Here is a 23,654-nt window from a genome sequence, read left to right as displayed (position 1 = left end):
CGGACGTTCATTTTTATGCCATGGTGTTGCTATGCCTAAGGTCAGCGAGGAGCATCGGGCCGCACGCCGGGAGCAGATCATCGACGCGATGCTGCGTTGTGTGGCTCGCGACGGCTTTCACAAGACGACCATGGCCGCCGTGGTCGCGGAGTCCGGCCTGTCAGCGGGCGCGGTGTACCTTTATTTCAAGGACAAAGACGACCTGATCCGGGCAATCGCGGAGACCGTGGCCGGCGAGGGACTGTCAATCGTGCTGGATAGTGCGGCCGCCGAGGTCCCTCCGCCAAATGAGGTGCTCGCGGCGGTGCTGGAGCGGATCATCGCATTAGGGGAGGAGCGCGGGGTCGAACTACATCGGGTGGCGCTGCAGGCCTGGGCCGAGGCCGCTCGGGCACCCGAGATCGCCGCGATCTACCGCCGCGAAGGTAACCGCGGTCGTGCTGCGTGGACTACCTATGTCGAGCGCGCGATCGCCGCCGGGCACCTGCCGAGACACGCTGACCCGGTGCGGACCGCTCACGCGTTGATCGGACTGATCCCCGGCTTCATGGTGCAGCGACTGTTCTTCGAAGACCTCACCCCCGAGTCATATGCCGCTGGCCTAGCCGACCTGATGGGTTGTCAGGCCAAATCCACGTGATAGCCGCTGCGCAGGATTCAACCCGAAGCCGACACGGGAAAGACACACCGAAGGGACGGAACCCCGAGCTCACGGCGGGCGCAGTGGCAGGAATACTGGCGACAGCGACACGTCGAACTGGGCAGATCGCTGCGGTACATACGACGCCGAGCGTGAGAACCGACGTCGTCCGCATCCCGTCGGTTCTCACGGACCGTGGCGGAATCTCATGAGTGACGGCGAAGTGATCGCGGACCCACGATATTTCTGTCACACGTGATTGTTCAGCCCACAGGCGCGTCGACGGCCATGTGACGATCATGACCACCCGGTGATGGACCGGACCCATACCTAGCGCTCGCCCATGCTCAGCCCGACGCTGTACGTAACCGTCCTGTGGCCCTGCGGAGCTTACGGGGCCGATCAGCCGGTGCCAGGGCGGCCCGCCATCGGTACAGCCCGTTACGCCAGCGGTATTTGCCGGTGGCTTATCTTGAAACGGTCGTCCCACGGAACGAGGGAGAGCCCACGAATGGTGTCGGAGCGACGGGAGGATCGGCAGTGAAGGGTTGGACGATGGCGGGCAGTCATCCCGCTGACTACAAGTTCGAACCCACGGGGGAGAAGATCGACAACAACGTTGTGGTGCGGCTGCGAGCCGTAAACGACAAGGCGACAGGATTCGGCACAATGATGCAGACGATCGCCCCGACAAAGTATCTCGGAACCCGTGTCCGGCTGTCTGGTTCGTTGAAGGGCAACGGTATTGAAGGGTGGGCAGGCCTCTGGCTGCGGGTCGACAGTCAGCAGGGCGCTCCGTCGGCCTTTGACAATATGCAGGACCGCCCGGTCCGGGGTTCGACTGATTGGTCGCGTGAAGAGGTTGTCCTCGATGTCGACGAGCACGCGACCGCAATCGCTTTCGGGGTGCTGCTTTCTGGAACGGGATCCGTGGACGTCATGAGACTTCAGTTCGAAGAAGTCGACCCGGTTGTCCCCGTGACGGGCGTGCCGCAGGTGACGGAACCGGTAAATATCGACTTCGGGGACGAGTGAGCGCTCGCGCGGCGGTTCCGTGGCCCAGTGTTCGCGCGGGGCACGATGTCGGTATCGAGGGGTAAAGGACGGCTGGAAGCCTTCGGTCGTGGTGAGCGGCGGCGCTGGCACATGCGTGATCGTGCTAAATAGCTTCGGTATCAGAGTGATTCGGGCAATTGACGTCTGACGTTTACGCGGCCAGGCTTCCGAGTCTGCCGCTGCCAGCCGAAGTACCGCCCGGCAGCTTCCCGCATACAAGATCCGCGGCGCTCTTTCCACTTTCAGGATAACGCCGGATGGGGGGCTTGCGGCAAGGCCCGGGTGGTGCTGCATGCTTGCGTGTCTCAGCAGCTCGTTCAAAGGATTCCAGTGTCCAAGCCGCTTGATGAAGGTCCGTTCTTCCATGGCACCACCGCGGAGTTGAAGGTGGGTGAGTTCCTCACCGCGGGTCATCGATCGAACTACCGGCCCGAAATCGTGATGAACCACATCTACTTCACCGCTTTCGTTGATGCGGCTGGCCTTGCTGCGGAGATCGCCGCAGAACTCGCTGAGGGCCAAGCCTTTCCGAGGGTGTACGAAGTAGAGCCAACCGGGGAGTTCGAGAATGACCCGAACGTGACCGACAAAAAGTTCCCCGGCAACCCCACTCGGTCGTACCGCAGTACGGCCCCACTGCGGATCGTTTGCGAGATCACCCAGTGGACGCGACTGACGCCTGAGCAGTTGCAGACGTGGCGGGAACGTTTGTCTGCGGTCCTCTCAAGCGAGCGTGGAGAGATTCTCAATTGAGAAGTTCCACGCCACCACAGCGGGGCCGGGCCATTGCGTCCAGGACATCGGCTTGGTCTGGCGCAGCGGGCGGCGCATCTATCGCCGCCGCGTCTCGCAAGCAGCGCCGCTCTATTACGCGCAAGCCGTGACCCAGCTGGTTATGCCCTTGAAGTGCCCCCCGGCTTTCCTGGAGTGTGGTGGCATGCAACGTAATGTGCTCATTCGCACCTTTGCCGCACTGCGGTTCATTACCGGCATCGCCGCATGGTTGGCTCCGAGCACGACGGGCCGGCTCATGGGACTCAGTTCCGGTCGCGACCAACCGTTCACCACGCAACTCTTTGGCTCACGTGAACTGACGTTGGCAGTCGCGATCACCGACGCCGCGTCACCGCGACTGCAGAAGCGTGCACTTCAGCTTGGACTCCTCACCGACGTCTTGGACGTCATCGCTGCCGTGCGCGGGGTCCGTGCCCGCACCCTGTCGACCACCGGCGCCGTCGTCGCCGGTGGTGGCGCCGCGTTGTTCGCCGGCCTGGGGGTCGCATCACTGAACGCTCGGGACCATTCGGCGGTGCGTTAGGAACAGCGCACGTCGAAGGAATCGCTTTGTGAGACATACGGCGGTGGACGTGCTGTGAGACAGGTCAGAACCCCAGCACAGCGCCAACCCTTTGCGTGCCGTGTATTAGGTCGGTTGTCCGACCTAAGCTAGCGCTCAAGTGCTTAACATTCATCGGCGGCGCGAGTGAGGGTCTAGATGGCTTACGTCAAGGCGGCTGAGCGCGAGGAGCAGATCGTCGCGGCGGCCAGAAGGGTGCTGGCGGCCGTGGGCGTGTCGGCGACGACGTTGCGTGCGGTCGCGGCCGAGGCCGGCATCGCGTTGGGCACACTGCACTACGTCTTCCCGTCGAAAGAAAAGATGTTGCAGGCGGTGATCGCCGCGGTTGTCGGCGAGGTCGTGGATACGGTGGCAGTCGATCTAGAGCTTGATCGCGGTGTGGAGCACGCGATCCGGCAAGGCGCCCTGCGCTTTTGGGACGCCTTGGTCGAAGGTGATGTCGGTGTGCAGATCATGCAATACGAGTTGGCTATGTACTCAGCGCGAACCAAAGCGGCGGGCGGTCTGGCGCTATACGAGCAGTACACGTCATTGATCACCGAATTGTGCGAGCAAGCGGCCAGGTCCGCTGGCGAGCGCTGCTCCATCGACTTTCACACCCTCGGCCGCCTCTGCCTCGCCGTCGTCGATGGCCTGATCGTGCAGTACGTGGCCAATCCGGATCCCGATCGCGCCCATCGCGACCTCAACCGCGCACTCGACATGATCGTCGCGTTCGCTGACCCGCAACCGGTCACCAAACGGGCGAAGCGCCGCGGCTAACCGCCCCAAGCGACTGTGACCGGATCGCCGGGCCATTGCGCTCACGCCCCTCGGTGCGTTACCGTAAAGTCTCGGTCGGTCGACCGACTTATATTTAGATTGCCGAAGCACGCCTCCCTGCGTGCTCGGGCGGCGGGCGGAAGACTACAGATGACTCAACACCCGGCACCGACGACGGAAACGCCGCGGTCCACAACGGTGGCGGTGGTAGGTGCGGGATTGTCCGGACTGATGGCAGCCCGCGAGCTGCACCGACAAGGCGTCGACGTCCTCATGCTCGAGGCGGCCGACAGGCTGGGCGGACGAGCGATGACCGAAACGACCGCTCTGGGCTCGCGGGTGGACCTGGGCGGGCAGTGGATCGGCCACAACCACCACCACATCGTGGACCTGGCCGCCGAGCTGGGCCTCACCCAGTTCCGGATGCACACAAGCCCGTTACCGGACGTGATCGCGGGATCCCGCCGCATACGGCCGATCTCGCCGTCGATGCTTCTGGCCGGTCTCGTCCTTGGCGGCGTCGAGCTGTTGTCGCGCAGCCGAGCGTCGCAGCGATGGAACACGGTGACCGTTGACGCGTGGCTGCGCAGGCTCCCGGGGCGCACGGCGCGACGGCTACTCGAAGTCATCGCATTGATCTCCTGGACCGCCGACCTGGATCGCTTCTCGATCCACGCCATGGTGAACACGATCCGCCAACAGGGCGGTCTGAAGACCATGCTGTCAACCACCGGTGGCGCTCAAGAATCGTTGCTCGCCGAAGGGGCAGGGGCACTGGTCGACGGGTTGGCCGCCGAGCTCGGTCCGCGAGTCTGCTTGAGCCGCCGCGTCACAGCGATTGACCGAGGTGACCGCGGCGTCACCGTCCGCACCACCTCCGGCGACATCCGAGCCGCCAAAGTCATCGTCACCGTTCCGCCGCCGATCGCCGGACGCATCAGGTTCGAACCACCGCTTCCCTCCGACCGGGTCGCGCTGTCCCGCAACACCTACATGGGCTCGGTCTACAAGGCGATCGCCGTCTACGACCGACCCTTCTGGCGAGAACGCAGTCGCGGTGAGTTGATCGTCCTCGACAACCCCGGCAGGGCCGTTTTCGACACCACCCCGCCCAATGGGCCCGGACACCTGTGTGTGCTCGTGGCAGGACCAGAGGCACGCGAACTCGATGGGCTCGATGCAGCCGGGCGTCGCACCGCGGTACTTGACGCGGTGGCCCGACACCTTGGATCCGAAGTGCTCGAGCCAGCCGGCTGGCACGAGAAATCCTGGCACCTCGACGAAAACGTCGGCGGCGGTTACGTCGCATTGCCCTGCCCGGGAAGCACCGAAGGGCTGGCCCCCGTGCCATCCGCACCTGTCGGTGACATCCATTGGGCCGGCGCCGAGACAGCCAGTCACCACCCCGGTTACCTCGACGGGGCCATCGAATCGGGCTTGCGCGCAGCCAACGAGGTCATCGAAGCTCTATCGAAGTGCCTGCCGGGACGAGCGTCGGTGGACAGCCGTTGAGTGACCGGGTTCCGTGGCGAGATACAGTGCAGCACAGCAATTCTAGGGACGCTCACTGGAGAGCCGGTTAGCTGCTGCGTTCGGCTCGGAAGAGCTTCACTTCGGCGCTGACGCCTTTGAGCCGTCGCGCGCCTACCGAAACCCAATTCAGGTTGGGCAGGCTGTCGACGGCGTCGCGCGTCGATTCTGTGACGAGTATGGTCCCAGGCTGGGCGCTGGCTGTCACCCGGCTGGCCAGATTGACCGGACTGCCGAACCAATCGCCGGCGCGGGTGACAGCTGATCCGGACGCCAGGCCTATCCGCAAGTCCGGCAATCGGTTTGCTTTCGCTGCATCAGCCAAGTCCAGCACGGCTTGCAGCAGCGGCGCGGCATCCGCGCAGACCAGCATCACAGCGTCGCCAATCGATTTCACGAACCGCACCGGTGTGATCGCCACCTCGTGGGCGAGTTCGGCGAGCCGGCTGGCTATGCGTTCGAGTTCCTCGGCCGGTAGAGCCTCGCCGAGCGATGTGAAACCCGCGAGATCGGCGAAGGCGACGGTGACTGGTCGCGCACCGGGCAGGGAGCCGGCGGCGCGTTCTGCTGCGTTGACGGCCTCCAACGCGAACGAATGTCGTAGTTCCAGACGTAACAGGTCGTCCATCATCGGTCCGATCAGGGGAGCCGCCACCTCGGCCAGTCGCTCGGTCGCCCGCGCCAACTCGATCTCTGAAGACCCAGGCCGCAGCAAGGTTTTCAGGGCAGCTTCCCGCATCATCGCCGCGGCATGCCCCAGGCTCTCCACAAGCACCCGCATGACGGCAACCACGTCGTCGGGGTCATATCCGAGATCCAAGAAGGTCTTTGCGTGCCTCACCGCATCGGCGTCCGCGCGTGGCAGAACAGGCTCGTCGGGGTCGTCGATTCTCGGCATGCCAATGGCACGCTGCAGGCGCTGCACCAAACGCAGCTCTATCCCGGTCGACTCGGAGATTTTGCGCGCGGACACAGAGGTCCCGTCATCGCCAAGTGCGCGGTGCGCGGGCAACATCACGGGCGCTGCAATTGACTCCCGGATCTGCGCGAGACTGAAGCCCTGATCGAGTAACCAGGAGATCAGCTCAGCGCGGTCCTGCCGCGCGGCGCCCTCGAGGCCGTCGAGCAGGCCCAGCGCCTCGAACTCGGCGTCTGCCGCCATGCCGTAAAACTCTATTCGCTAGACGCCGGGGCCGGCGCTGAAGGCGTTTTCCAGGGCCACCTGACCGCGGCTATGCCAGTGCGCGTGCGATTTCGCGGTAGGCGTGCCGGTTGAAGGCCATGCCGAGATGTGTGCCCGGGACTTCGGCGCAGGTCACGTCGTCGGCAACGCATGCCTGCCAGCGCACCACCCCGTCGGTGCGTGAGTAGATCGAGGTGTATCGGACGTTTTCGGGGAACGGTTGGTGGTATCCGCGGGCGAACTCGCATTGGCAGGTGAGGCTGAGGCATCCGAGAGTGCGGCGCTCGGCGTCGCGTCGGGTGAGCGTGTGGCGCATCATCGCTGCGGCTCGTTTGGTCAGGACCGCCACATCCAGCGGGTCTGCGACGGCGCCGGCCAGGGTGATGACATGGGAGATGTGCTCGGGATAGCGCGCAGCCAGCGATCGTGCGTATTGGCCACCGCGGCTGTGCCCGATGACGGCAACGCGTCTGCCTGTGCGCTGGTGCGCGCCGATAACACGGGCGATCATTCGTTGATCGAATGTGCGTCCACAACCGGAGTTGAACAGGATGCCGCAAACGATCGGCTGATAGCCGATTCGGCGCAGAAAGCGCGCCAGCAGCGCCAGCGACTGATCGGAGGCCAGGAAGCCGGGCAGCAGCACCACGGCCCGGCCGTCGCCGTGCGGTACGCCGCGTCCGCGCATGATCGGGTCGGACAGCAGCCGAGCGAGTTCGCCGTACCAGCGCAGTTCGCGCAACGGATGTCCCCACCAAACCTGTTGAGGCACAGGAGTGTCCGTCACTCGAGTCGGCGCTTCACGTAATCGCCAGGTGCGTCGCCGAGCGGCGGATGGGTGTGGCTGCCGAGTACGGCAGGAGCCGGGCGTTTTTCGGGCGTACGTTTGGCGATCCAGTCGTTCCAGTGGTCCCACCAGCTGCCGGCAGTCTCGGTCGAGCCGCTCAGCCATTCGTCGGGTTCGGCCGACGAGGAATCCCCGGTGCGATAGCTGCCCTTCGGCGCGCCGCGTGGGGTTGCGATCGCCACAGCGTGACCTCCGCGGGCGAGCACGAACGTCGTCGCCGCGCCCACCACCGAGCGAGTGCGGTAGCAGTCGCGCCAGGGAGTGATGTGGTCGGTCGACGCGCCCAGCACATAGGTGTCGACGGTCATCTTGCTCAGGTCCAGTGGCAGCCCGAGCACCTCGACCGCGCCGGGAACGGTCAAGCTGTTGCCCAGCGTGATCTCGAGCAGATCGCGGCCAAGCGCGGCGGTCAGGTTGGTTTGGTCGGCCGCCCAGTACAGCATCTCGATCGCGGGGGGACGTTCGCCGAGCAGATAGTTGTTGACGACGTTGGCCCAGATGCCCTCGTTGGGTCGAAGCCACGCGAAGACGGCGGCCGTGTTCAGCCCGTCGAAGTAGCCGGCCCGCTCCGCGCGTTTGATCGCACGGTCGGCAATCTTTCGATCCAGCAGGGCTCCCGGCAGGCCGCCGCGCTCGAAGTCGATCACGGCGATGCCGAGGGTCAGCGTGGCCAGCCGGTCTTGTTGGCCGCACGCCGCCAGGTAGCCGGCGGCTGCCAAAGCGATCAGCCCGCCGCCGCACAAGCCGAGGAGGTGCGACCGGGCGCAACCGCAGATGTCGGCGATGGCATCGAGCATCGTCATGACGCTGCGTACGTAGGCGTCCAGGTCGGCGTCGGCGTGCTGCGGGTCGGGGTTGACCCAGGAGGCGACGAAAACCTGTCGGCCGCGGGCGACTTCGGCCGCGATGACTGAGGTTTTCGGATTCAGGTCGAGCAGGTAGTACTTGTTGACCGGGGAGGCCACCATAAGGACGGGTACCTCGTCGACGCGTTCGGTGGTCGGCTGGTACTGAATCAGTTCGAACAGGTCATTGCGCAACACAACCTTGCCCGGGGTGGCCGCGATGTTCTCGCCGGCAGTGAATTGTGTGGAGTCGACCAGCGCGGGAATCCGTGGCCGCGACCGCATATCGGCGCTCAGGTGGCGCAGTCCGCGAATCCAGCTGGTGGCTCCGGTGTCAATTGCCTGTTTGAGTGACGATGGATTGGCCAGCGGATTGTTGGTGGGGGCAGCGGCCGCGAGCACGTTGTCGACGAATAGGCGAACGCGTTCCTTGGTGCGCCAGTCCACGTCGGCGTCGATGACGATGCGCTCGACGGCCGCACACGAGGCCAGGTAGCTCATCGCCAGCCGACGCATCAAAGGGTTGTCCTGCCAAGCGCGGTCGGTGAATCGCCGATCCGCCGGCGTGTCGGAGCCGCGGGTGATCGATGCGAGGCGACGGGCCAATTCCGTGACTTCCTGTGCCGCCGGACCGGGGCGGCGCACGATGGCCCCAGCCATTCGAAGCAGTTCCGCGGCCGGGATACGGTCGCGCACTGTCTCGAAAGCGGAGGCGGCCAGGACTACGTCGATGCCGGCCGACGCTTCGGGCGCGGTCACGAAACCAGCCACGGAAGCTTCAGAACCCGACGGCCACTCCGTTGCGGCTGGGCCACTGCTCGAAGGTGAATGTCGGATGCACGCGACGGGTCGAGAACGCGCGTCAGAAAGTCCAGTTGATCGGCCAGCGCCTGCTGGCGCCACGGATCGCCGAAGACGTCCAAATGGTCGATGGGATATTCGCGCAGTTGTGCCCAGTATCCGGCCTTTTCGGCCGCGCGGCGCGCCGCGCGGGGAGGTACCACAGCGTCGTTGGTGCCGACCTGCATGAGCATCGGGCAGGCCAGGTGGCTGGCGAATGTGACGGGACGGTTCAGCGCTACCTGGAGCGCGTGGCGGGCGCAGACCTCATTACGCGCGGTCGGCCCGGCCATCGCGTAGTAAGCCTCTTCGGCGCCAGGGGCCGTGATCATCGCCGTCGTCCCAGGCTGCCCCACCACCGGTACAAGATGCGGCGACCGCTTGGTGACGGCACGCGCCATGTCGCGCAATCCATGTCCGGTCAGCCGTGCCAGCAGACCGCCTCCACCTTGCCGCAGTATCCGCGCCAGCGTCGCACGCCCGTCCATGGCGGGGTTCATCGAAACGGTCGCTGCGATGTGTGGGTCCTGCGCCGCGACCGCGATGACGTGTCCGCCGCCGTACGAATATCCCCACAATGCAATGCGATCCGAGTCGACGCCGGGCAGGTGCCGCGCGGCCGCGATGGCAGCGTGGTAGTCCTGCCGCTGACGGATGACCGAAACGTCCTGGCGTGGTAAGCCTTCGGAGTCGCCGAATCCGCGATAGTCGAAGACCAGTGCGTCGATTCCGGCAGCGGCGAAGGGCTCGGCATAGTCCAGCAGGCCGCTGTCGCGGGTGCCGCCGAAGCCGTGGCCCATGACCACGCACGGCCGGCCGTCGGCGTCGGCCAGTGCGTCGGTAGTGGCGGGTACGTGCCAGGCGGCGCAGCTGACGCCGTGGCTGGGAAACGTGAAATCCTTCATTGTGGTTCTCCCATTCACGACATCAGCACTGCCGGCTTGGCGGGCGTGAACTTCAACGCGTCATCCTCGACCGGGCCCTCACGCAGCCGTTCGGCGTCCATTTCGTACGCGTGCTTGAACGCCCACGGGCCGCTGGTTCCTCCGCGCGGGAACTTCGCGATCGCCCGCTGGACATAGCCCGAGCTCATGTCCATCGCCGGCACGCGCTCCATGTGCGGATCGTCGAGTACCGGCTCGACGGTGCCATAGCCATGGGCATCCATGTAGTCGAGCAGCCGGCAGAAGTGTTCGCAGACCAGGTCCACCTTCAGCGTCCAGGAGATGTTCGTATAGCCCACGGCGAATGCGAGGTTGGGCACACCGGAAAGCATCATCGCCTTGTAGATCGTGGTGTCCGGCAGATGCACATGCCGTCCGTCGACGCTGAGCGTAATCTTGCCAAACGGCACCATGTTGAGTCCCGTTGCGGTGATGACGATGTCGGCGGCCAACTCCTGACCAGACTCCAGCAGGATGCCGGTCTTGGTGAAGCGAGTGATCCGGTCGGTGACGACCGAGGCGCGCCCGGTCGAGAGCGTCTTGAACAGATCGCCGTTGGGCACCATGCACAGCCGCTGGTCCCACGGGTCGTAGCGCGGGGTGAAGTGCGTGTCGACGTCGAAGTGCTTGGGAAGCTGGCGAGCCACATTGGCGATCAGCAGACGGCGCATCAGCTTCGGTGCGCGCTTGCAAGCCTTGAAGAGTCCGCGGGCCAGCGCGATGTTCTTACGCCGCACAATGTTGTACGCGCGCTCATGGCCGATCAGCTTGTTCAGTCTGTTGGCGATCGGGTCCTCGGCGGGAATCGTGAACACGTAGCTCGGCGAGCGTTGCAGCATCGTGATGTGGCTCGCCTTGTCGGCCATCGACGGAATCAGTGTGACAGCCGTTGCGCCGCTGCCGATGACGACGATGCGCTTTCCGGTGTAGTCGAGGTCGTCCGGCCAGTGCTGCGGGTGCACGATCTGGCCCTCGAAGTCCCCGACACCGGCGAACTCGGGTGTGAACCCAGTCTCGTAGTCGTAGTACCCGGTGCCCAGGAACAGGAACTGCGCCGTGAAAGTCGTTGTGCCGTTCGCGGACTGCGTAGCGGTGACTGTCCACCGTCCCGCTGACGAGTCGAACTCCGCGCTGAGCACTCGATAGCCGAATCGGATGTGCTCGGCCAGGCCGTTCTCGGTGACGGTCTGCTGCAAATAGTCCAGGATGATGTGTCCGTCGGCGATCGACTTGCGGTGTGTCCACGGCTTGAAGCTGTAGCCGAAGGTGGGCATGTCCGAGTCCGATCGGATGCCGGGGTACTGGAACAGACTCCACGTGCCGCCGATCGAGTCGCGTCCCTCCAACACGGCGAACGAGGTGCCCGGTCGGCGAGTCTTGAGGTGATAGGCGGCGCCGATGCCGGAGATCCCGGCGCCGACAATGAGGACGTCGAAGTCCGTCGTCTGCGTATGGCTGGTCGTCGTGGTCGGCATTGGGGCACTCCTGGAGGTCTCTAGTGGTTCATCCGGGCCGTGACTTGGATCTCGACCAGCGCTCCCGGAACGGCTAATTCGGAAATCCCGATGGCTGTCCACGCCGCATGCGGCGGGGTCATGAATTCGTCCTTGACGGCGGCGAACGCATGTTGGTGGGCCTGCAGCCCCACGTGGTAAGTCGTCATCTCGGTCACGTCTGCGAACGTGAGTTCCGCCTCCTCCAGCAGCCCGCGCAGGTTCTCGAAGGCCAACGTGAACTGTTGCGTCGGATCCCGGGGGACGGTCAGATCGGGACGCAGACCGATCATTCCCGAGCACCGTAGGTAGTCGCCGTCGATCACCGCGGGCGCGAAGTGGTAGGCGTCGTAGATCGGTTTCATCCATGCCGGGACGACTTCTTTCATGGCAGCGTCTCCGTCAGTCAGCGCAGTTGGGCGAAATAGCTGGATCGGTACGGGTCGCCCGGGGTCAGCGACGGGTCGTTGAGCGTGCTCGCATCGGCGCCGTAGTTCGGCTTCTTGTCGGGCAGTGGCCGGTAGAACAGCTTGTCGCCGAAGAACCGCAGTACCAATGTGTGGCGCGTCGGGCAGGTTGGCGTCACCGGTGCGCCGCCATGCAGGGTGCCAGAGTGGAACACGAGCGCATCGCCCGGCGCGATATCCCAGGAGACGACGTCCCACGACGTCGGGTCTTGCCTGCGTTCGGCCTCGATGTCCGGCAGCCGCGGAAAGAAGTCGCCGCCCCAGGCCGGCGCCGTGGGATCGGTTGGATCGAGGTAGGAGGTGCCGTCGTATTGGGTGCCGAGATGTGAGCCCCGCACGATTTCCAGCGCATTCTCCTTGGGAAGCCGCTCGAAACTGATCCAGATGTTCAGCAGGTGCGGGCCGTTCGCCGGCATGTACGAGGTGTCTTGGTGCCACGGTGACCGTCCGGCTTTCCCTCCCGACTTGATGAACAGCTCTTCGCCGAGGAACCACACGTGCTGCGAGTCCCACAGGGAGGCAACGAACTCGTCGAGCCCGAGTTCCTTGATGAGCGCCAGGTACTGCTCGACGTTGGCAGGGTTGCCGTACTCGTTGAAGTGCTCGTCGTCCGTGCCCGCGTAGACCTTGCTGGCCTGGCCCGGGTGGGCGATGCCGTAGTCAAAGCATTGGCGTGCGCGCTGAAGCTGTTCGGGCGTGAACATTTCGCGTACAACGAGGGCGCCGTCATTCGCGAAGTCGCGCTTCATCTGTTCGGTCACCCGCATATTCATTCTCCTTCGCATGCCCATCTGATTCGCGTCTGTTCACTAAGGACGGTCGTCGAGCGCCGCAACAACAGTCCGCGCCGCGCTTGCCCCGGTGCTCATGGCGCCTTCGATCGCGCCGGCTTCCATTCCTGCGATGTCGCTTCCCGCGAAGTGGATTCGCCCATGCGGCCTTCGCAGTAGCGGAGCACCATTGGTGAAATGTCCCGGCCGGTGCACCATCCACCCGCCCTTGGAGAACTCGTCGGTGGCCCAGTCGTGGCTGGCCGTGTTGAGCACCTCGATGTCCGGGACGAATGTCCGCAGCGCCGCCTGTACGGCGTCCCGGTCGGCGGCGTCGATGGCCGCGGCCACGGAGCACAGGCACATGATGAAGGTGTCGCCGTCGGCGTGGTACTCGACCCTCGCGGCGTTGATCGGATTCTTGCCGACCGGCGCCACTGCCTGGAAAGGCGCGAGCTCGCCTTTGGCTCTGACCCAGATCTTCGAGGCCATGATTGGGTTCTTCTGGTCGATCATCGTGCGCGCGGCCGGCGGAACGTCGGGGGTGATGGTGATCTCGCCCAGGGTGTTGAGTGGCACCGCAATGACCGCTGCGCGCGTCCGGAGCTTCTCGCCTGCGCGGGTGGTCACGGTGACACTTTCGCCGTCATCGTCGACGGAAGCGACGGGCGTGGACAGGCGCAGTAGCGCGTTGGACTCGGCGGCGATGGCGTCGATGAGCCGCTTGGTGCCACCCTCGATGGGCCACACACCGGCGGTCTCGAAGAATGCGGCATAACTTCCGAAATAGGTTGCCGCACTGCAGAGGAACTGCGCGACGCCGTGCTCCCTGTTCGCGGTGACCAGGCTGGCGATCGCCCCGTCGAGCAGATCCCGCTCGTATGCGGACAGCTCTAGCGAGGCCATCCGGTCCTCGAGCGTCTCGCTCTCGATGGCACTGGCATCGACTGCATTGACGTCGAAGGGCAGCGGGAACTGGACTCGTGCGTCTGCGAAGAACCGACTCATCAGGGGATCGACGGCAGTGGCGTAGTCGTCCGGGGTGCCGGCATGCGTGGCGCCGTCGGCGAGCCAGTACACCGTCTGTGGTTCCAGAGGAACCGCCAGGGGAATGTTGTGGCGCTCGAGTTCGTGCCACATGGTCGGCTGGGTCCAGTGGACATAGGCGCCGCCGAACTCGACCGGGCGGTCGAAGGCTTCCCCGGTATACGTCCGGCCACCGATCCGGTCGCGGGCTTCGAGGAGGAGCACCGAACGGCCGGTGACGCTGAGGTCTCGTGCTGCGATCAGTCCGGCGAAGCCGGCGCCGATCACCACGACGTCATAAGTTTCGGCCAAGGGTGTTTTTCCGTTCTGTTGACATATCGAACATCGATCCGATTTCGAGTCGCATTCGAGTTTAGGCCACGATCCCGCCGAACGGAAGAGGAAAAGTGATACGATCTCGAATCATGTTCGAGACTAGGCGGCCGGTTCAGATACCCGCCCGGCCAGCGCCGGTGCAGCGGCGAGGGATCGAGCGAGTGCAGGCGATCCTCGACGCCGCCGAGTCGCTACTCGAAGAGCACGGCTACGAGGCCGCGACGCTCAAGGCGATCAGCGATCGGGCCGGTATCCCGATCGCGTCGGTGTACCACTACTTCGCCGACCGTCATCAGGTCGACGCCGAAGTCGTGCAGCGCCATCTCAGCGAGCTCGACGCGCGTCTTGCCGCAGCGATGGACAAGCCCAAGCTGCGCACGTTGCGCGAAGCCGTCGACGCGGGCGTCGATACGTACCTGGACTACTTCCGTGAGCATCCGGCCTTTCTCCAGTTGTGGTTCGCAGGTCGCGGCCCGATACTCAACGAACTGGCACTCGCATTCGACGAATCGCAGGCGAAGCGATTCTGGGCCTTTCTCATAGACCAGAACCTCCTTCGTGCCGATACGCCGGAGCTCGTCGCGCAGCTGGCATTCGAGGCCGGCAACCGACTTTTCGACGTTGCGTTCCGGTTCACCCCGGCCGGCGACGATGAGACGATCGATGAAGCGCGACGTCTCATCACCGCCTATCTGGAGACGTACGCGAAGCAGCGTCGGCGAAAGACCGCGGCGTCGTAATCGGATTCCGCCGGAGCTTCCCCACCTAACCCGTTGGGCTGCAGGTTGTTCCGACTCAATCGATCGTTGACCGAATGTGGAACGGGCGGGCATTGACATCATTCAGCACGCGGCATAAACTCGATCCCGATTCGACATCGATATAGAACACCCCCGCTGGACGCCGGTTCGGTCATGAACGGTTGATGACGTGACTGGACAACTCGGCGCGGGTGACCGGGGGGCACTCAGCCGGATCGTTGCCCGGGCGCGGGTGAGATTCGAGACGGAAGGCCGCACATGACATCGCTCGCCGACTATCCAATCCACGATGACATCCGATCGTTCTTGAACGGCGGGCCGAAGAAGCTCCTCATCGACGGCGATTGGGTCGATGCGGTTTCGGGCCGAACCTTTCCGACCTACGACCCCGCCACCGGCCATGCGCTGGTCGAGGTGGCCCACGCAGAACGTGGAGACATCGATCGGGCCGTGCGGGCCGCTCGCCGCGCATTCGACGTGGGTCCGTGGCAGTGGATGAAGCCGAACGAACGCGAGCGGTTGCTGTGGCGGGTCGGCGACATGATCTCAGCGCGCGCCGAGGAATTCGGCCAGCTCGAGGCTTTGGACAACGGCAAGTCCGCGGGCATTGCGACGACCGTGGACGCGAGCTGGTCGGCGGATGTGTTCCGCTACTACGCCGGTTGGGCGACGAAGATCGAGGGATCGACACCTAGCGTGTCGATGCCGTTCGCGCCCGGTGCGCAGTTCCACGCCTACACGCTGCGGGAGCCGGTCGGTGTGTGCGGGCTCATCGTGCCGTGGAACTTCCCACTCCTCATGGCCACGTGGAAGCTGGCGCCGGCCCTCGCCGCGGGCAACACGGTGGTGCTCAAACCTGCTGAGCAGACGCCGTTGACGGCGCTGCTGCTCGGCGAGCTTTTCACCGAGGCAGGATTCCCGCCAGGCGTAGTCAACATCGTCACCGGCTTCGGTGACGCCGGTGCCGCACTTGCCGCGCACGACGCCGTTGACAAGATCGCCTTCACCGGATCGGCGGAAGTCGGCAAGCGTGTCCTCGAGGCTGCGAAGGGCAACCTCAAGAAGGTGTCCCTCGAACTGGGCGGCAAGAGTGCGAACGTCGTTTTCGCCGACGCCGAATTTGGCCCTGCTGTCGAAGGATCGGTGAACGCATGGCTGTTCAACCACGGCCAATGCTGCGTCGCGGGGACCCGGCTGCTTGTGGAAGACAAGATCTTCGACGAGTTCACCGGTGCCGTCGCCGAGGCCGCAAGCCAGGTGACGATCGGGCCTGGCCTCGACCCGACTACGCAGCTCGGCCCACTGGTAGACCAGGACCAATTCGACAGAGTCACCGGCTACCTGCTGGAGGGCCTTGCCGACGGGGCACGGGCACTCACGGGCGGGAAGCGTTGGGGCGAGACGGGCTACTTCGTCGAACCGACGGTATTCGTTGATGTGCGACCGGAATTCAGCGTCGTGCGTGAGGAGATCTTCGGCCCCGTCGTGGCGGCCATGCCATTCAACGCCGACGACAGTATCGCGAAAGCGATCGCAGCAGCGAATGATTCGATCTACGGGCTGGCCGCGGGGGTGTGGACCCGCGATATCTCCAAGGCGCACAGGGCGGCTCGCCTGCTGAAGGCCGGCTCAGTCTGGGTCAACCAGTACAACGGCTTCGACACCGCGATGCCCTTCGGTGGATACAAGCAGTCCGGGTGGGGACGGGAACTAGGTGCGTCCGCGATCGACTTGTACACCCAGACCAAAGCCGTCAACGTCGCCCTCTGATCTTTGCACGAAGGAGATTCCAATGAAAACCACAGCCGCGGTACTTCTAGAGACGGGCAAGCCATTCGAGATCATCGAGCTCGAGCTCGACGGTCCTGGTGAAGGCGAAGTACTGATCAACTACACCGCCGCCGGTCTGTGTCACTCCGACCTGCATCTCACCGATGGTGACCTACCACCCCGGTTCCCGATCGTTGGCGGGCACGAGGGGGCCGGCATCATCGAAGACATCGGCCCCGGTGTCACCAAGGTCAAACCCGGTGACCACGTCGTGTGCAGTTTCATCCCGAGCTGCGGCCACTGCCGGTACTGCTCGACCGGCAGACAGAGTCTGTGCGACATGGGGGCCACGATCCTCGAGGGCTGCATGCCCGACGGAACATTCCGATTTCACGGCGGTGGCCAGGATTTCGGTGCGATGTGCATGCTCGGAACCTTCGCCAAGAAGGCCACGATCTCCCAGCATTCGGTCGTCAAGATCGACGATTGGCTACCGCTGGAGACCGCGGTGCTGGTCGGCTGCGGTGTGCCGACGGGGTGGGGAAGCGCGACCTACGCCGGAAATGTTCGTCCGGGGGACATCACCGTCGTCTACGGCATCGGCGGCATCGGAATCAATGCCGTCCAAGGGGCCGCACACGCCGGCGCCAAGTACGTCATCGTCGTCGACCCCGTGGCGTTCAAGCGCGAAACCGCACTGAAGCTGGGAGCGACACACGCATTCGCCACGGCTTCAGAGGCCGCCGAGAAGGTGAACGAATTGTCATGGGGCCAAGGCGCGGACCAGGCCATCGTCACCGTCGGCGTCGTCGACGAAGAGGTCGTTACGGCCGCATTCGACATCACCGGCAAGGGCGGCGCGGTCGTCGTCGCGGGCCTGGCCAACCCCGAGAAGCTGACGATCCACGTCTCCGGCATGATGCTGACCCTCAACGAAAAGACCATCAAGGGAACGCTGTTCGGGTCCGCCAATCCGCAATATGACATCGTGCGGCTGCTGCGACTCTATGACGCCGGCCAGGTGAAGCTCGACGAACTCATCACGACGAAATACCGCCTCGAGGACGTCAACCAGGGCTACCAGGACTTGCGCGACGGCAAGAACATTCGCGGCGTCATCGTTCACTGACATGGCTGACGTCAACGCTGTTTCATTCGCCGAACTAACGCCGCTCACGTTCCTGCACCGATCAGCGCGGATGTTCCCTGACAAGTCTGCCATCGTCCACGGCGACCGACGGATCACCTACCGAGAGTCGCGACCGGCGCACAGCACCCTCTGTCCACAATGACTACACAAGGAGATTCGATGTTCGATCTGTTTCAGTTGCCTGAGGAGCATCAAGAGCTGCGAGCGGCGATTCGCGCATTGGCGGAGAAGGAAATCGCACCATACGCTGCCGATGTCGACGAGAACGCCCGCTTCCCACACGAGGCGCACGACGCACTGAACGCCGCCGGCTTCAACGCAGTCCATGTCCCGGAGGAATATGGCGGGCAGGGAGCGGATTCGGTGGCGGCCTGCATCGTCATCGAAGAGATTGCGCGTGTTGACACCTCGGCCTCGCTGATCCCGGGGGTCAACAAGCTGGGCACCATGGGCTTGATCCTGCGCGGCTCCGAGGAGTTGAAGAAGCAGGTTCTCACGGAGGTCGCGGCCGGGGCGATGGCGTCGTACGCGCTATCCGAACGCGAGGCCGGCAGCGACGCCGCCTCGATGCGCACCCGCGCCAAGGCCGACGGCGATGACTGGATTCTCAACGGTGCCAAGTCCTGGATCAGCAACGGCGGCCAATCGACGTGGTACACGGTGATGGCAGTCACCGAGCCGGATAAGGGCGCCAACGGGATATCGGCGTTCATGGTGCACAAAGACGATGAAGGCTTCGCCGTCGGGCCGAAGGAAAAGAAGCTGGGCATCAAGGGCAGCCCGACCACCGAACTGTACTTCGAGAATTGCCGGGTGCCTGGGGATCGGATCATCGGTGAGCCAGGCACCGGTTTCAAGACCGCACTGGCCACCCTTGATCACACCCGACCGACTATCGGTGCGCAGGCGGTCGGCATCGCGCAGGGCGCATTGGATGCGGCGCTGGAATACACCGGCAACCGCAAACAGTTCGGCAGATCCATCAGCGATTTTCAGGCAGTGCAGTTCATGCTGGCCGACATGGCGATGAAGGTGGAGGCCGCCCGGCTGATGGTGTACACGGCGGCGGCGCGCGCCGAGCGGGGCGAGTCGAATCTGGGCTTCATCTCCGCAGCGAGCAAGTGCTTTGCCTCCGACGTTGCCATGGAGGTGACCACCGACGCGGTGCAGCTGTTCGGCGGAGCCGGGTACACCACCGACTTCCCGGTCGAGCGCATGATGCGCGACGCCAAGATCACCCAGATCTATGAGGGAACCAACCAGATCCAGCGTGTCGTGATGTCGCGCGCTTTACTGCGCTGAAGCGAAACATCTACGGCTTTCGAGGGGGATTGACACCGGTGATCGAAGCCCCTAAACTCGAACCCGAGTCGAGATTGGCCCAGAGCCAAAGAACCGCGCCGCGGCTGGGCGACCAAGAATGCCGTTCTCCCGAACGCTCGTTCGTGCACAAAGAGTTTCAACAATCCAAAACAACGACAATTGTTCGTACACGGACAGAAGGTCGGTGAAACCATGCCATATGTCGCCCCTGTCGCAATCCTCCTTCTGGTGCTGTCTCCGGTGCTCATACCGCTGATGATCGGCGCATTACACGCCGGCGCTGGCGCAAGGAAGCGCGCTGAGCGATCGAGTGAGGGCAATCGCCCCCGGCTCGCGGGACGGACTCAGTGACGCCATGCCCGGCCCAGTCATCGAAATACCGCGCGCGCGCAATACCTTTCCGCAGTCGAATCTGACGCGCGACACGAATGGAATCGCACACTACATCGATGTGCCTGCAACGCTTCTGGACATGCTGCGTGTGCATGTCGACGCGCGACCCGACGCCGAAGCCGTCGTCGAACTCGGCGGGACCCGGCTGACCTACGCGCAGCTGTGGCAGCAGGCGTCGCGGGTGGCCGGGGGACTGCGCGCCCACGGCGTAGAGCGCGGGGATCGGGTCGCGGTGCGATATCCCGCGGGCGTGAACTGGGTGCTTTCTTTCTGGGGCATCGTCCTGGCTGGGGGCATCGCGGTCCTGGTCAATACGCGATCAGCCCAGCCTGAAGTCGACTACGTCCTCAGCGACGCCGGTGTGAAGGCCGATCTCAGCGCTGACACCGCATTGCCCGACGGCGACCCCTACGTCGCCGACGGCCTCACCGCCACAGACGTTGCCGCCATGTTTTACACCTCGGGAACCACCGGACGACCTAAAGGCGTCCCGACCACCCACGAAGCATTTATCACCAACGCCGAGAACATGATCCGCTGCCTGGGGATGCCAAGCGATGTCGGGCAGGGTCTGCGCACGCTGATCTCCGTGCCGCTCTTCCATGTGACGGGCTGCAATTCGCAGTTGCTTGTCGCCGCCTACGTCGGCGGCGCGTCGGTGATCATGCCCGCACTCGACTTGGCGAAGCTGGTCGAAACGCTCTCGGCAGAGCAGATCTCATTGCTCGTGACGGTGCCCGCGGTGTACGCCATGCTGCTGCGGCACCCGAGTTTCGCCGCCGCCGACGTGTCCTCGGTGCGTGCCGTCGCATACGGTGGCGCCCCGATCGCACCGTCGCTGGTGCAATCGTTGAAGGCGGCGTTCCCACAGGCAAAGGTCATGAACGGTTACGGCATGACCGAGACGGCGTCATTGCTTACCGTCCTTCCCGACCAGGATGCGGCCGAGCACGCGGATTCCGTCGGATACGCGGTGCCCTCGGTGGATATCGGCGTGATACCGATCGGCGACGACCCGAGCACAGGCGAATTGGTGGTGCGCGGGGCCAACGTGACCACCGGCTACTGGAACAGGGCCGACGCCACGGCGGAAGCGATCGTGGGCGGCTGGCTGCACACCGGCGACGTGGTTCGCGTGGACGAGGCCGGACGCGTACACATCATCGATCGGACCAAAGACATCATCAATCGTGGCGGAGAGAACGTGTCGAGTGTGGAGGTCGAAGCGGTGCTGCTGTCGGCTCCCGGTGTTGCTGACGCCGCCGTCCTGGGCGTGCCCGACGAGGTGATGGGCGAGAAGGTCGGCGCCGTACTGTCCGCGGACCGCTCCGGCATCGACATCGCGGCGGTGATCGCTCATTGCCGAAACCAGCTGGCTGACTTCAAGGTTCCGCAGTACGCGGTAGTCGTGGATGACGCGTTGCCGCGCAACGCCGCAGGCAAGCTGCTGAAGAACCAACTACGCGACCACGTCCAGTGGGGCGCTGCGCTGCGCTAGTCAGCAACCAGTCACTCGAGGAGAATGCACAATGCCGGAAACAGAGGCCATGGCCACCAAACGAATCGTCTTCATCGGCGCGGCAGGAGAGATGTGCCGGCTGGCCATCGAACGGTTCGCCGTCGCCGGCGGGAACTGGGAGCTGGCACTTTACGACATTCGTCCCGAGCTCCTCGATCGGCTGGTGCAGCGGCTGCCGTCCGGGCTGGCGACCGCCGCACGGCTGGATCTTTACGACGCCGAGGGGCTTCGCAATGCCATCGAGGGCGCCGCGCTCGTGGTGCTCGGTGCCGGTCCGTACAACCGGACCGCGGGCCCCGTGATGGAGGCGTGTCTGGCGGCCAAGGTGCCGTATCTGGATTTCGACGACGACATCGAGAGCACTCTGCATGCACTGTCGTTGGATGACGATGCCCGAGCCGCCGGTGTGCCGATGTACATCGGCTGCGGTGCATCGCCCGGTATCACCAACGTACTGGTCGCCGACGCGACCGACGAGCTGGACACCGTCGAGAACATCGATGTGTACTGGGTCGTCGGCGACGAGCGTGGATCCATCGGTCGCGCCGTTCTCGACCATATGCTGCGCGTCGCTGCCGGCCCCTGCATGACCTGGGAGAACGGTGGACCGGTAATGCACCAGTCCTTCGTGGAAACCCGCTGGACCGAGCTGGGTGGCGGTCTCGGGTTGACGATGGTGCACGAGACCGCCCACCCGGAGCCGGTGACCTTGCCGCGAAAGTATCCGAACGCCAAAAACATTCGCTGCTTCGGTGGTTTGGACCCGGCGCCCTACAACGGCCTTGTCCGCGGTGTCGGGCTGGCCGTGCAGAAGGGCCAGATGCCGATGGACGAAGCCATCGACTTCCTGGAAGACCTGCTGACCAACAAGTTCGGCAGCGTGAAAGGCTGGAGACACGCCTTGGCCGGATTGCGAAATCTGGTGCGTACGGGGGAGGTGACGCGTACCGAGCTGATCAAGTTCCTTGCCCTGTCGGCGGCAGGCCGCACCTTCCGCTACAAGGCCGGTCTGAAGGTCGAGGTGACCGGCCTCCGCGACGGCCTGCCGACGGTTGTCAGCCGTCGTACCCCGGTTAGCGGGCCCGGCACCTACCTGTTCACCGATATGGCCGCCGCGACCGGAACAGCTTGCGCCGCATTCATGTTGGTGGCCCTCGACGAGGAACCGGGAACCCGTGCAGGTGTGTTCACGCCCGAGCAATGGGCTGAGCCGGAGCAGTTCTACAAGGCCTTGCAACGTGTCGGCACCCCCCGCGACGAGATCCTCGACAATTCGGTTACACAAAGTCATTGACACCGTGTAAGTACAGCCAATAGGATAGTGCCATGCCCACTGCAAAGAGGATCGTGTTCATTGGAGCGGCCGGTGAGATGTGCCGTGTCGCGATTGACCGTTTCGCGAAGACGGCCGGCGCCATGGACTGGAAGCTGGAGTTGTATGACATCCGGCCAGAAGCCCTCGACGCCCTGGTCAAGGGTTTGCCCGCCGGGTCGGCGACAGTAGGCTCGTTCGACCTGTTCGACGGCGCGGCGCTGCGTGACGCGATCGACCGCGCCGCACTCGTCGTGCTCGGCGCCGGCCCGTACAACCGCACCGCAGAGCCGGTCATGGAGGCGTGCATCGAGAAGCGGGTGCCCTATCTGGACCTCGATGACGACGAGGCGAGCACGCGTGCGGCGATGGAGCTCGATGCCCGGGCGAAGGACGCCGGCGTGCCGATCCTCATCGGCTGCGGTGCGTCACCCGGGTTTACCAATGTGATGGCGGCCGATGCGGCACGCGATGTCGACACAGTCGAACGCATCGATGTGTGCTGGGTGACGGGTGATGAGGGCCCGGTCCCGTTTGGGCGTGCGGTCCTCGATCACGCGATTCGGGGGTTTGCCGGTCCTTGCCAGACCTGGGAGCACGGGCGCGCGGTCACCCATCAGACCTTTCTGGAGACGGATGTGTTCGCGCTGGGCAATACCCTTGGCGATTCCTATCGTCTTTACGAGTGCGCGCATCCGGAGCCCGTCACGATGCCGCGGCGCTGGCCGGGCGCAGACCGGATTCGGGTGCTGGGTGCGCTCGATCCGCCCCCCACCAACGGCATCATGCGTGGCGTCGCAGTGGCCGTGCAGGAGGGCAAGATTTCGATGGACGAAGCCATCGACTTCATCAACGACCTCCTGACCGACAAGACCGGCTCACCCAAGGTGTGGAGGCACGCGTTGTCGGGGCTGTGGGGCACGATTCGCCGTGGAGAGATCAGCGCGGCCGAGGTGGTGAAGTTTCTGGCGACGTCGGCGGCTCGCAAGCACCCCCCGTTCCGCGGGACCAACTATGTGCGAGTGACCGGCAAACGCGATGGGAAGCAGGTGGTTTCGGTGCGGCGCGCACCTGTGAGTGGGCCCGGTACCGCCTGGACCACGATGGCATCGCTCACTGGTGCGGCTACCGCCGCGTTCATGGCGTTAGCGATCGACGAACTGGGCGGACAGTCAGGAGTCTTGGCGCCGGAGGACTGGGCCAACCCGGAGACGTTCTACGAGGCACTCGCAGCCACTGGCGGGTCACCACTGCATGAGGTCGTCGAGGCAGTGGTCACACCGAGCACAGCAGTGACCTCGCCGCGGGCGAGCGTCACCGGTTCGTGACA

Annotated in this window: 21 protein-coding genes; 13 read left to right on the top strand and 8 right to left on the bottom strand. The window is 64.5% G+C overall.

Annotation, left to right across the window (positions count from 1 at the left end; all coding sequences use genetic code 11):
* Nucleotides 1-31: 31 nt before the first annotated feature.
* From AU185_RS24955 to AU185_RS00980, 6 genes are all read left to right on the top strand, one after another.
* The gene (locus AU185_RS24955) at nt 32-640 is read left to right on the top strand and encodes a TetR/AcrR family transcriptional regulator (protein ID WP_059100458.1); all 609 of its coding nucleotides are present in this window, start codon (nt 32-34) and stop codon (nt 638-640) included.
* A gap of 540 nt (nt 641-1,180) precedes the next feature.
* Nucleotides 1,181-1,675, top strand: coding sequence for a hypothetical protein (locus tag AU185_RS01000; RefSeq protein WP_156425350.1), 495 nt, complete (start codon nt 1,181-1,183; stop codon nt 1,673-1,675).
* Between the two features lie 351 nt (nt 1,676-2,026).
* Nucleotides 2,027-2,449 (top strand): NAD(+)--rifampin ADP-ribosyltransferase, encoded by a 423-nt coding sequence (gene arr, locus AU185_RS00995; RefSeq protein ID WP_059100456.1) that lies wholly within the window; start codon nt 2,027-2,029, stop codon nt 2,447-2,449.
* The gene (locus AU185_RS00990; protein ID WP_231740364.1) at nt 2,430-3,014 is read left to right on the top strand and encodes a hypothetical protein; all 585 of its coding nucleotides are present in this window, start codon (nt 2,430-2,432) and stop codon (nt 3,012-3,014) included. The genes arr and AU185_RS00990 overlap by 20 nt, the downstream gene beginning before the upstream one ends.
* A gap of 177 nt (nt 3,015-3,191) precedes the next feature.
* Nucleotides 3,192-3,815 (top strand): TetR/AcrR family transcriptional regulator, encoded by a 624-nt coding sequence (locus AU185_RS00985; protein WP_059100454.1) that lies wholly within the window; start codon nt 3,192-3,194, stop codon nt 3,813-3,815.
* 150 nt (nt 3,816-3,965) lie between these two features.
* A complete protein-coding gene (locus AU185_RS00980) occupies nt 3,966-5,327 on the top strand; it encodes a flavin monoamine oxidase family protein (protein ID WP_059100453.1) in 1,362 nt (453 codons plus the stop codon).
* A 67-nt stretch (nt 5,328-5,394) separates the two neighbouring features.
* Here the strand turns inward: AU185_RS00980 and AU185_RS00975 are convergent, their stop codons facing one another.
* The 8 genes from AU185_RS00975 to AU185_RS00940 form a co-directional block, all read right to left on the bottom strand.
* On the bottom strand, nt 5,395-6,507 hold the full coding sequence (locus AU185_RS00975) for an adenylate/guanylate cyclase domain-containing protein (protein WP_059100452.1): 1,113 nt from the start codon (nt 6,505-6,507) through the stop codon (nt 5,395-5,397).
* Nucleotides 6,508-6,577: 70 nt separating this feature from the next.
* A complete protein-coding gene (locus tag AU185_RS00970) occupies nt 6,578-7,300 on the bottom strand; it encodes an esterase/lipase family protein (RefSeq protein WP_172800127.1) in 723 nt (240 codons plus the stop codon).
* Nucleotides 7,301-7,311: 11 nt separating this feature from the next.
* Nucleotides 7,312-8,979, bottom strand: coding sequence for a PHA/PHB synthase family protein (locus tag AU185_RS00965; RefSeq protein WP_059100450.1), 1,668 nt, complete (start codon nt 8,977-8,979; stop codon nt 7,312-7,314).
* Nucleotides 8,976-9,965 (bottom strand): alpha/beta hydrolase, encoded by a 990-nt coding sequence (locus AU185_RS00960; RefSeq protein ID WP_059100449.1) that lies wholly within the window; start codon nt 9,963-9,965, stop codon nt 8,976-8,978. The genes AU185_RS00965 and AU185_RS00960 overlap by 4 nt, the downstream gene beginning before the upstream one ends.
* A 14-nt stretch (nt 9,966-9,979) precedes the next feature.
* Nucleotides 9,980-11,479: a flavin-containing monooxygenase gene (locus tag AU185_RS00955; protein WP_059100448.1), complete on the bottom strand. Its 1,500-nt coding sequence runs from the start codon at nt 11,477-11,479 to the stop codon at nt 9,980-9,982.
* Nucleotides 11,480-11,499: 20 nt separating this feature from the next.
* The gene (locus AU185_RS00950) at nt 11,500-11,886 is read right to left on the bottom strand and encodes a RidA family protein (RefSeq protein ID WP_059100447.1); all 387 of its coding nucleotides are present in this window, start codon (nt 11,884-11,886) and stop codon (nt 11,500-11,502) included.
* A gap of 17 nt (nt 11,887-11,903) precedes the next feature.
* Nucleotides 11,904-12,731, bottom strand: a complete 828-nt coding sequence (locus AU185_RS00945; protein WP_059100446.1) for a phytanoyl-CoA dioxygenase family protein — start codon at nt 12,729-12,731, stop codon at nt 11,904-11,906.
* A 42-nt stretch (nt 12,732-12,773) separates the two neighbouring features.
* Nucleotides 12,774-14,072 (bottom strand): flavin monoamine oxidase family protein, encoded by a 1,299-nt coding sequence (locus AU185_RS00940; protein WP_059100445.1) that lies wholly within the window; start codon nt 14,070-14,072, stop codon nt 12,774-12,776.
* Between the two features lie 113 nt (nt 14,073-14,185).
* Between AU185_RS00940 and AU185_RS00935 the strand changes: the two genes are divergently transcribed.
* From AU185_RS00935 to AU185_RS00905, 7 genes are all read left to right on the top strand, one after another.
* The gene (locus tag AU185_RS00935) at nt 14,186-14,836 is read left to right on the top strand and encodes a TetR/AcrR family transcriptional regulator (protein ID WP_059100444.1); all 651 of its coding nucleotides are present in this window, start codon (nt 14,186-14,188) and stop codon (nt 14,834-14,836) included.
* A 279-nt stretch (nt 14,837-15,115) separates the two neighbouring features.
* Complete coding sequence (locus AU185_RS00930) at nt 15,116-16,627, top strand: aldehyde dehydrogenase family protein (RefSeq protein WP_059100443.1); 1,512 nt, start codon at nt 15,116-15,118, stop codon at nt 16,625-16,627.
* 22 nt (nt 16,628-16,649) lie between these two features.
* Entirely contained in the window at nt 16,650-17,756 is a 1,107-nt protein-coding gene (locus AU185_RS00925) for an NDMA-dependent alcohol dehydrogenase (protein ID WP_059100442.1), read from the top strand.
* A 159-nt stretch (nt 17,757-17,915) separates the two neighbouring features.
* Nucleotides 17,916-19,079 carry an acyl-CoA dehydrogenase gene (locus AU185_RS00920; protein ID WP_059100441.1) on the top strand — a complete coding sequence of 388 codons (1,164 nt, stop codon included), beginning with the start codon at nt 17,916-17,918 and terminating at the stop codon, nt 19,077-19,079.
* A 376-nt stretch (nt 19,080-19,455) separates the two neighbouring features.
* The gene (locus AU185_RS00915) at nt 19,456-20,991 is read left to right on the top strand and encodes a class I adenylate-forming enzyme family protein (RefSeq protein ID WP_059100440.1); all 1,536 of its coding nucleotides are present in this window, start codon (nt 19,456-19,458) and stop codon (nt 20,989-20,991) included.
* Between the two features lie 31 nt (nt 20,992-21,022).
* Nucleotides 21,023-22,306, top strand: coding sequence for a saccharopine dehydrogenase family protein (locus AU185_RS00910; RefSeq protein ID WP_286131844.1), 1,284 nt, complete (start codon nt 21,023-21,025; stop codon nt 22,304-22,306).
* Between the two features lie 32 nt (nt 22,307-22,338).
* Nucleotides 22,339-23,652 carry a saccharopine dehydrogenase family protein gene (locus tag AU185_RS00905; RefSeq protein WP_059100438.1) on the top strand — a complete coding sequence of 438 codons (1,314 nt, stop codon included), beginning with the start codon at nt 22,339-22,341 and terminating at the stop codon, nt 23,650-23,652.
* Nucleotides 23,653-23,654: the final 2 nt, after the last annotated feature.

This window comes from Mycobacterium sp. GA-0227b (assembly GCF_001499855.1).
Lineage (GTDB): Bacteria > Actinomycetota > Actinomycetes > Mycobacteriales > Mycobacteriaceae > Mycobacterium.
This window is presented reverse-complemented; position numbering and strand designations above follow the sequence as displayed.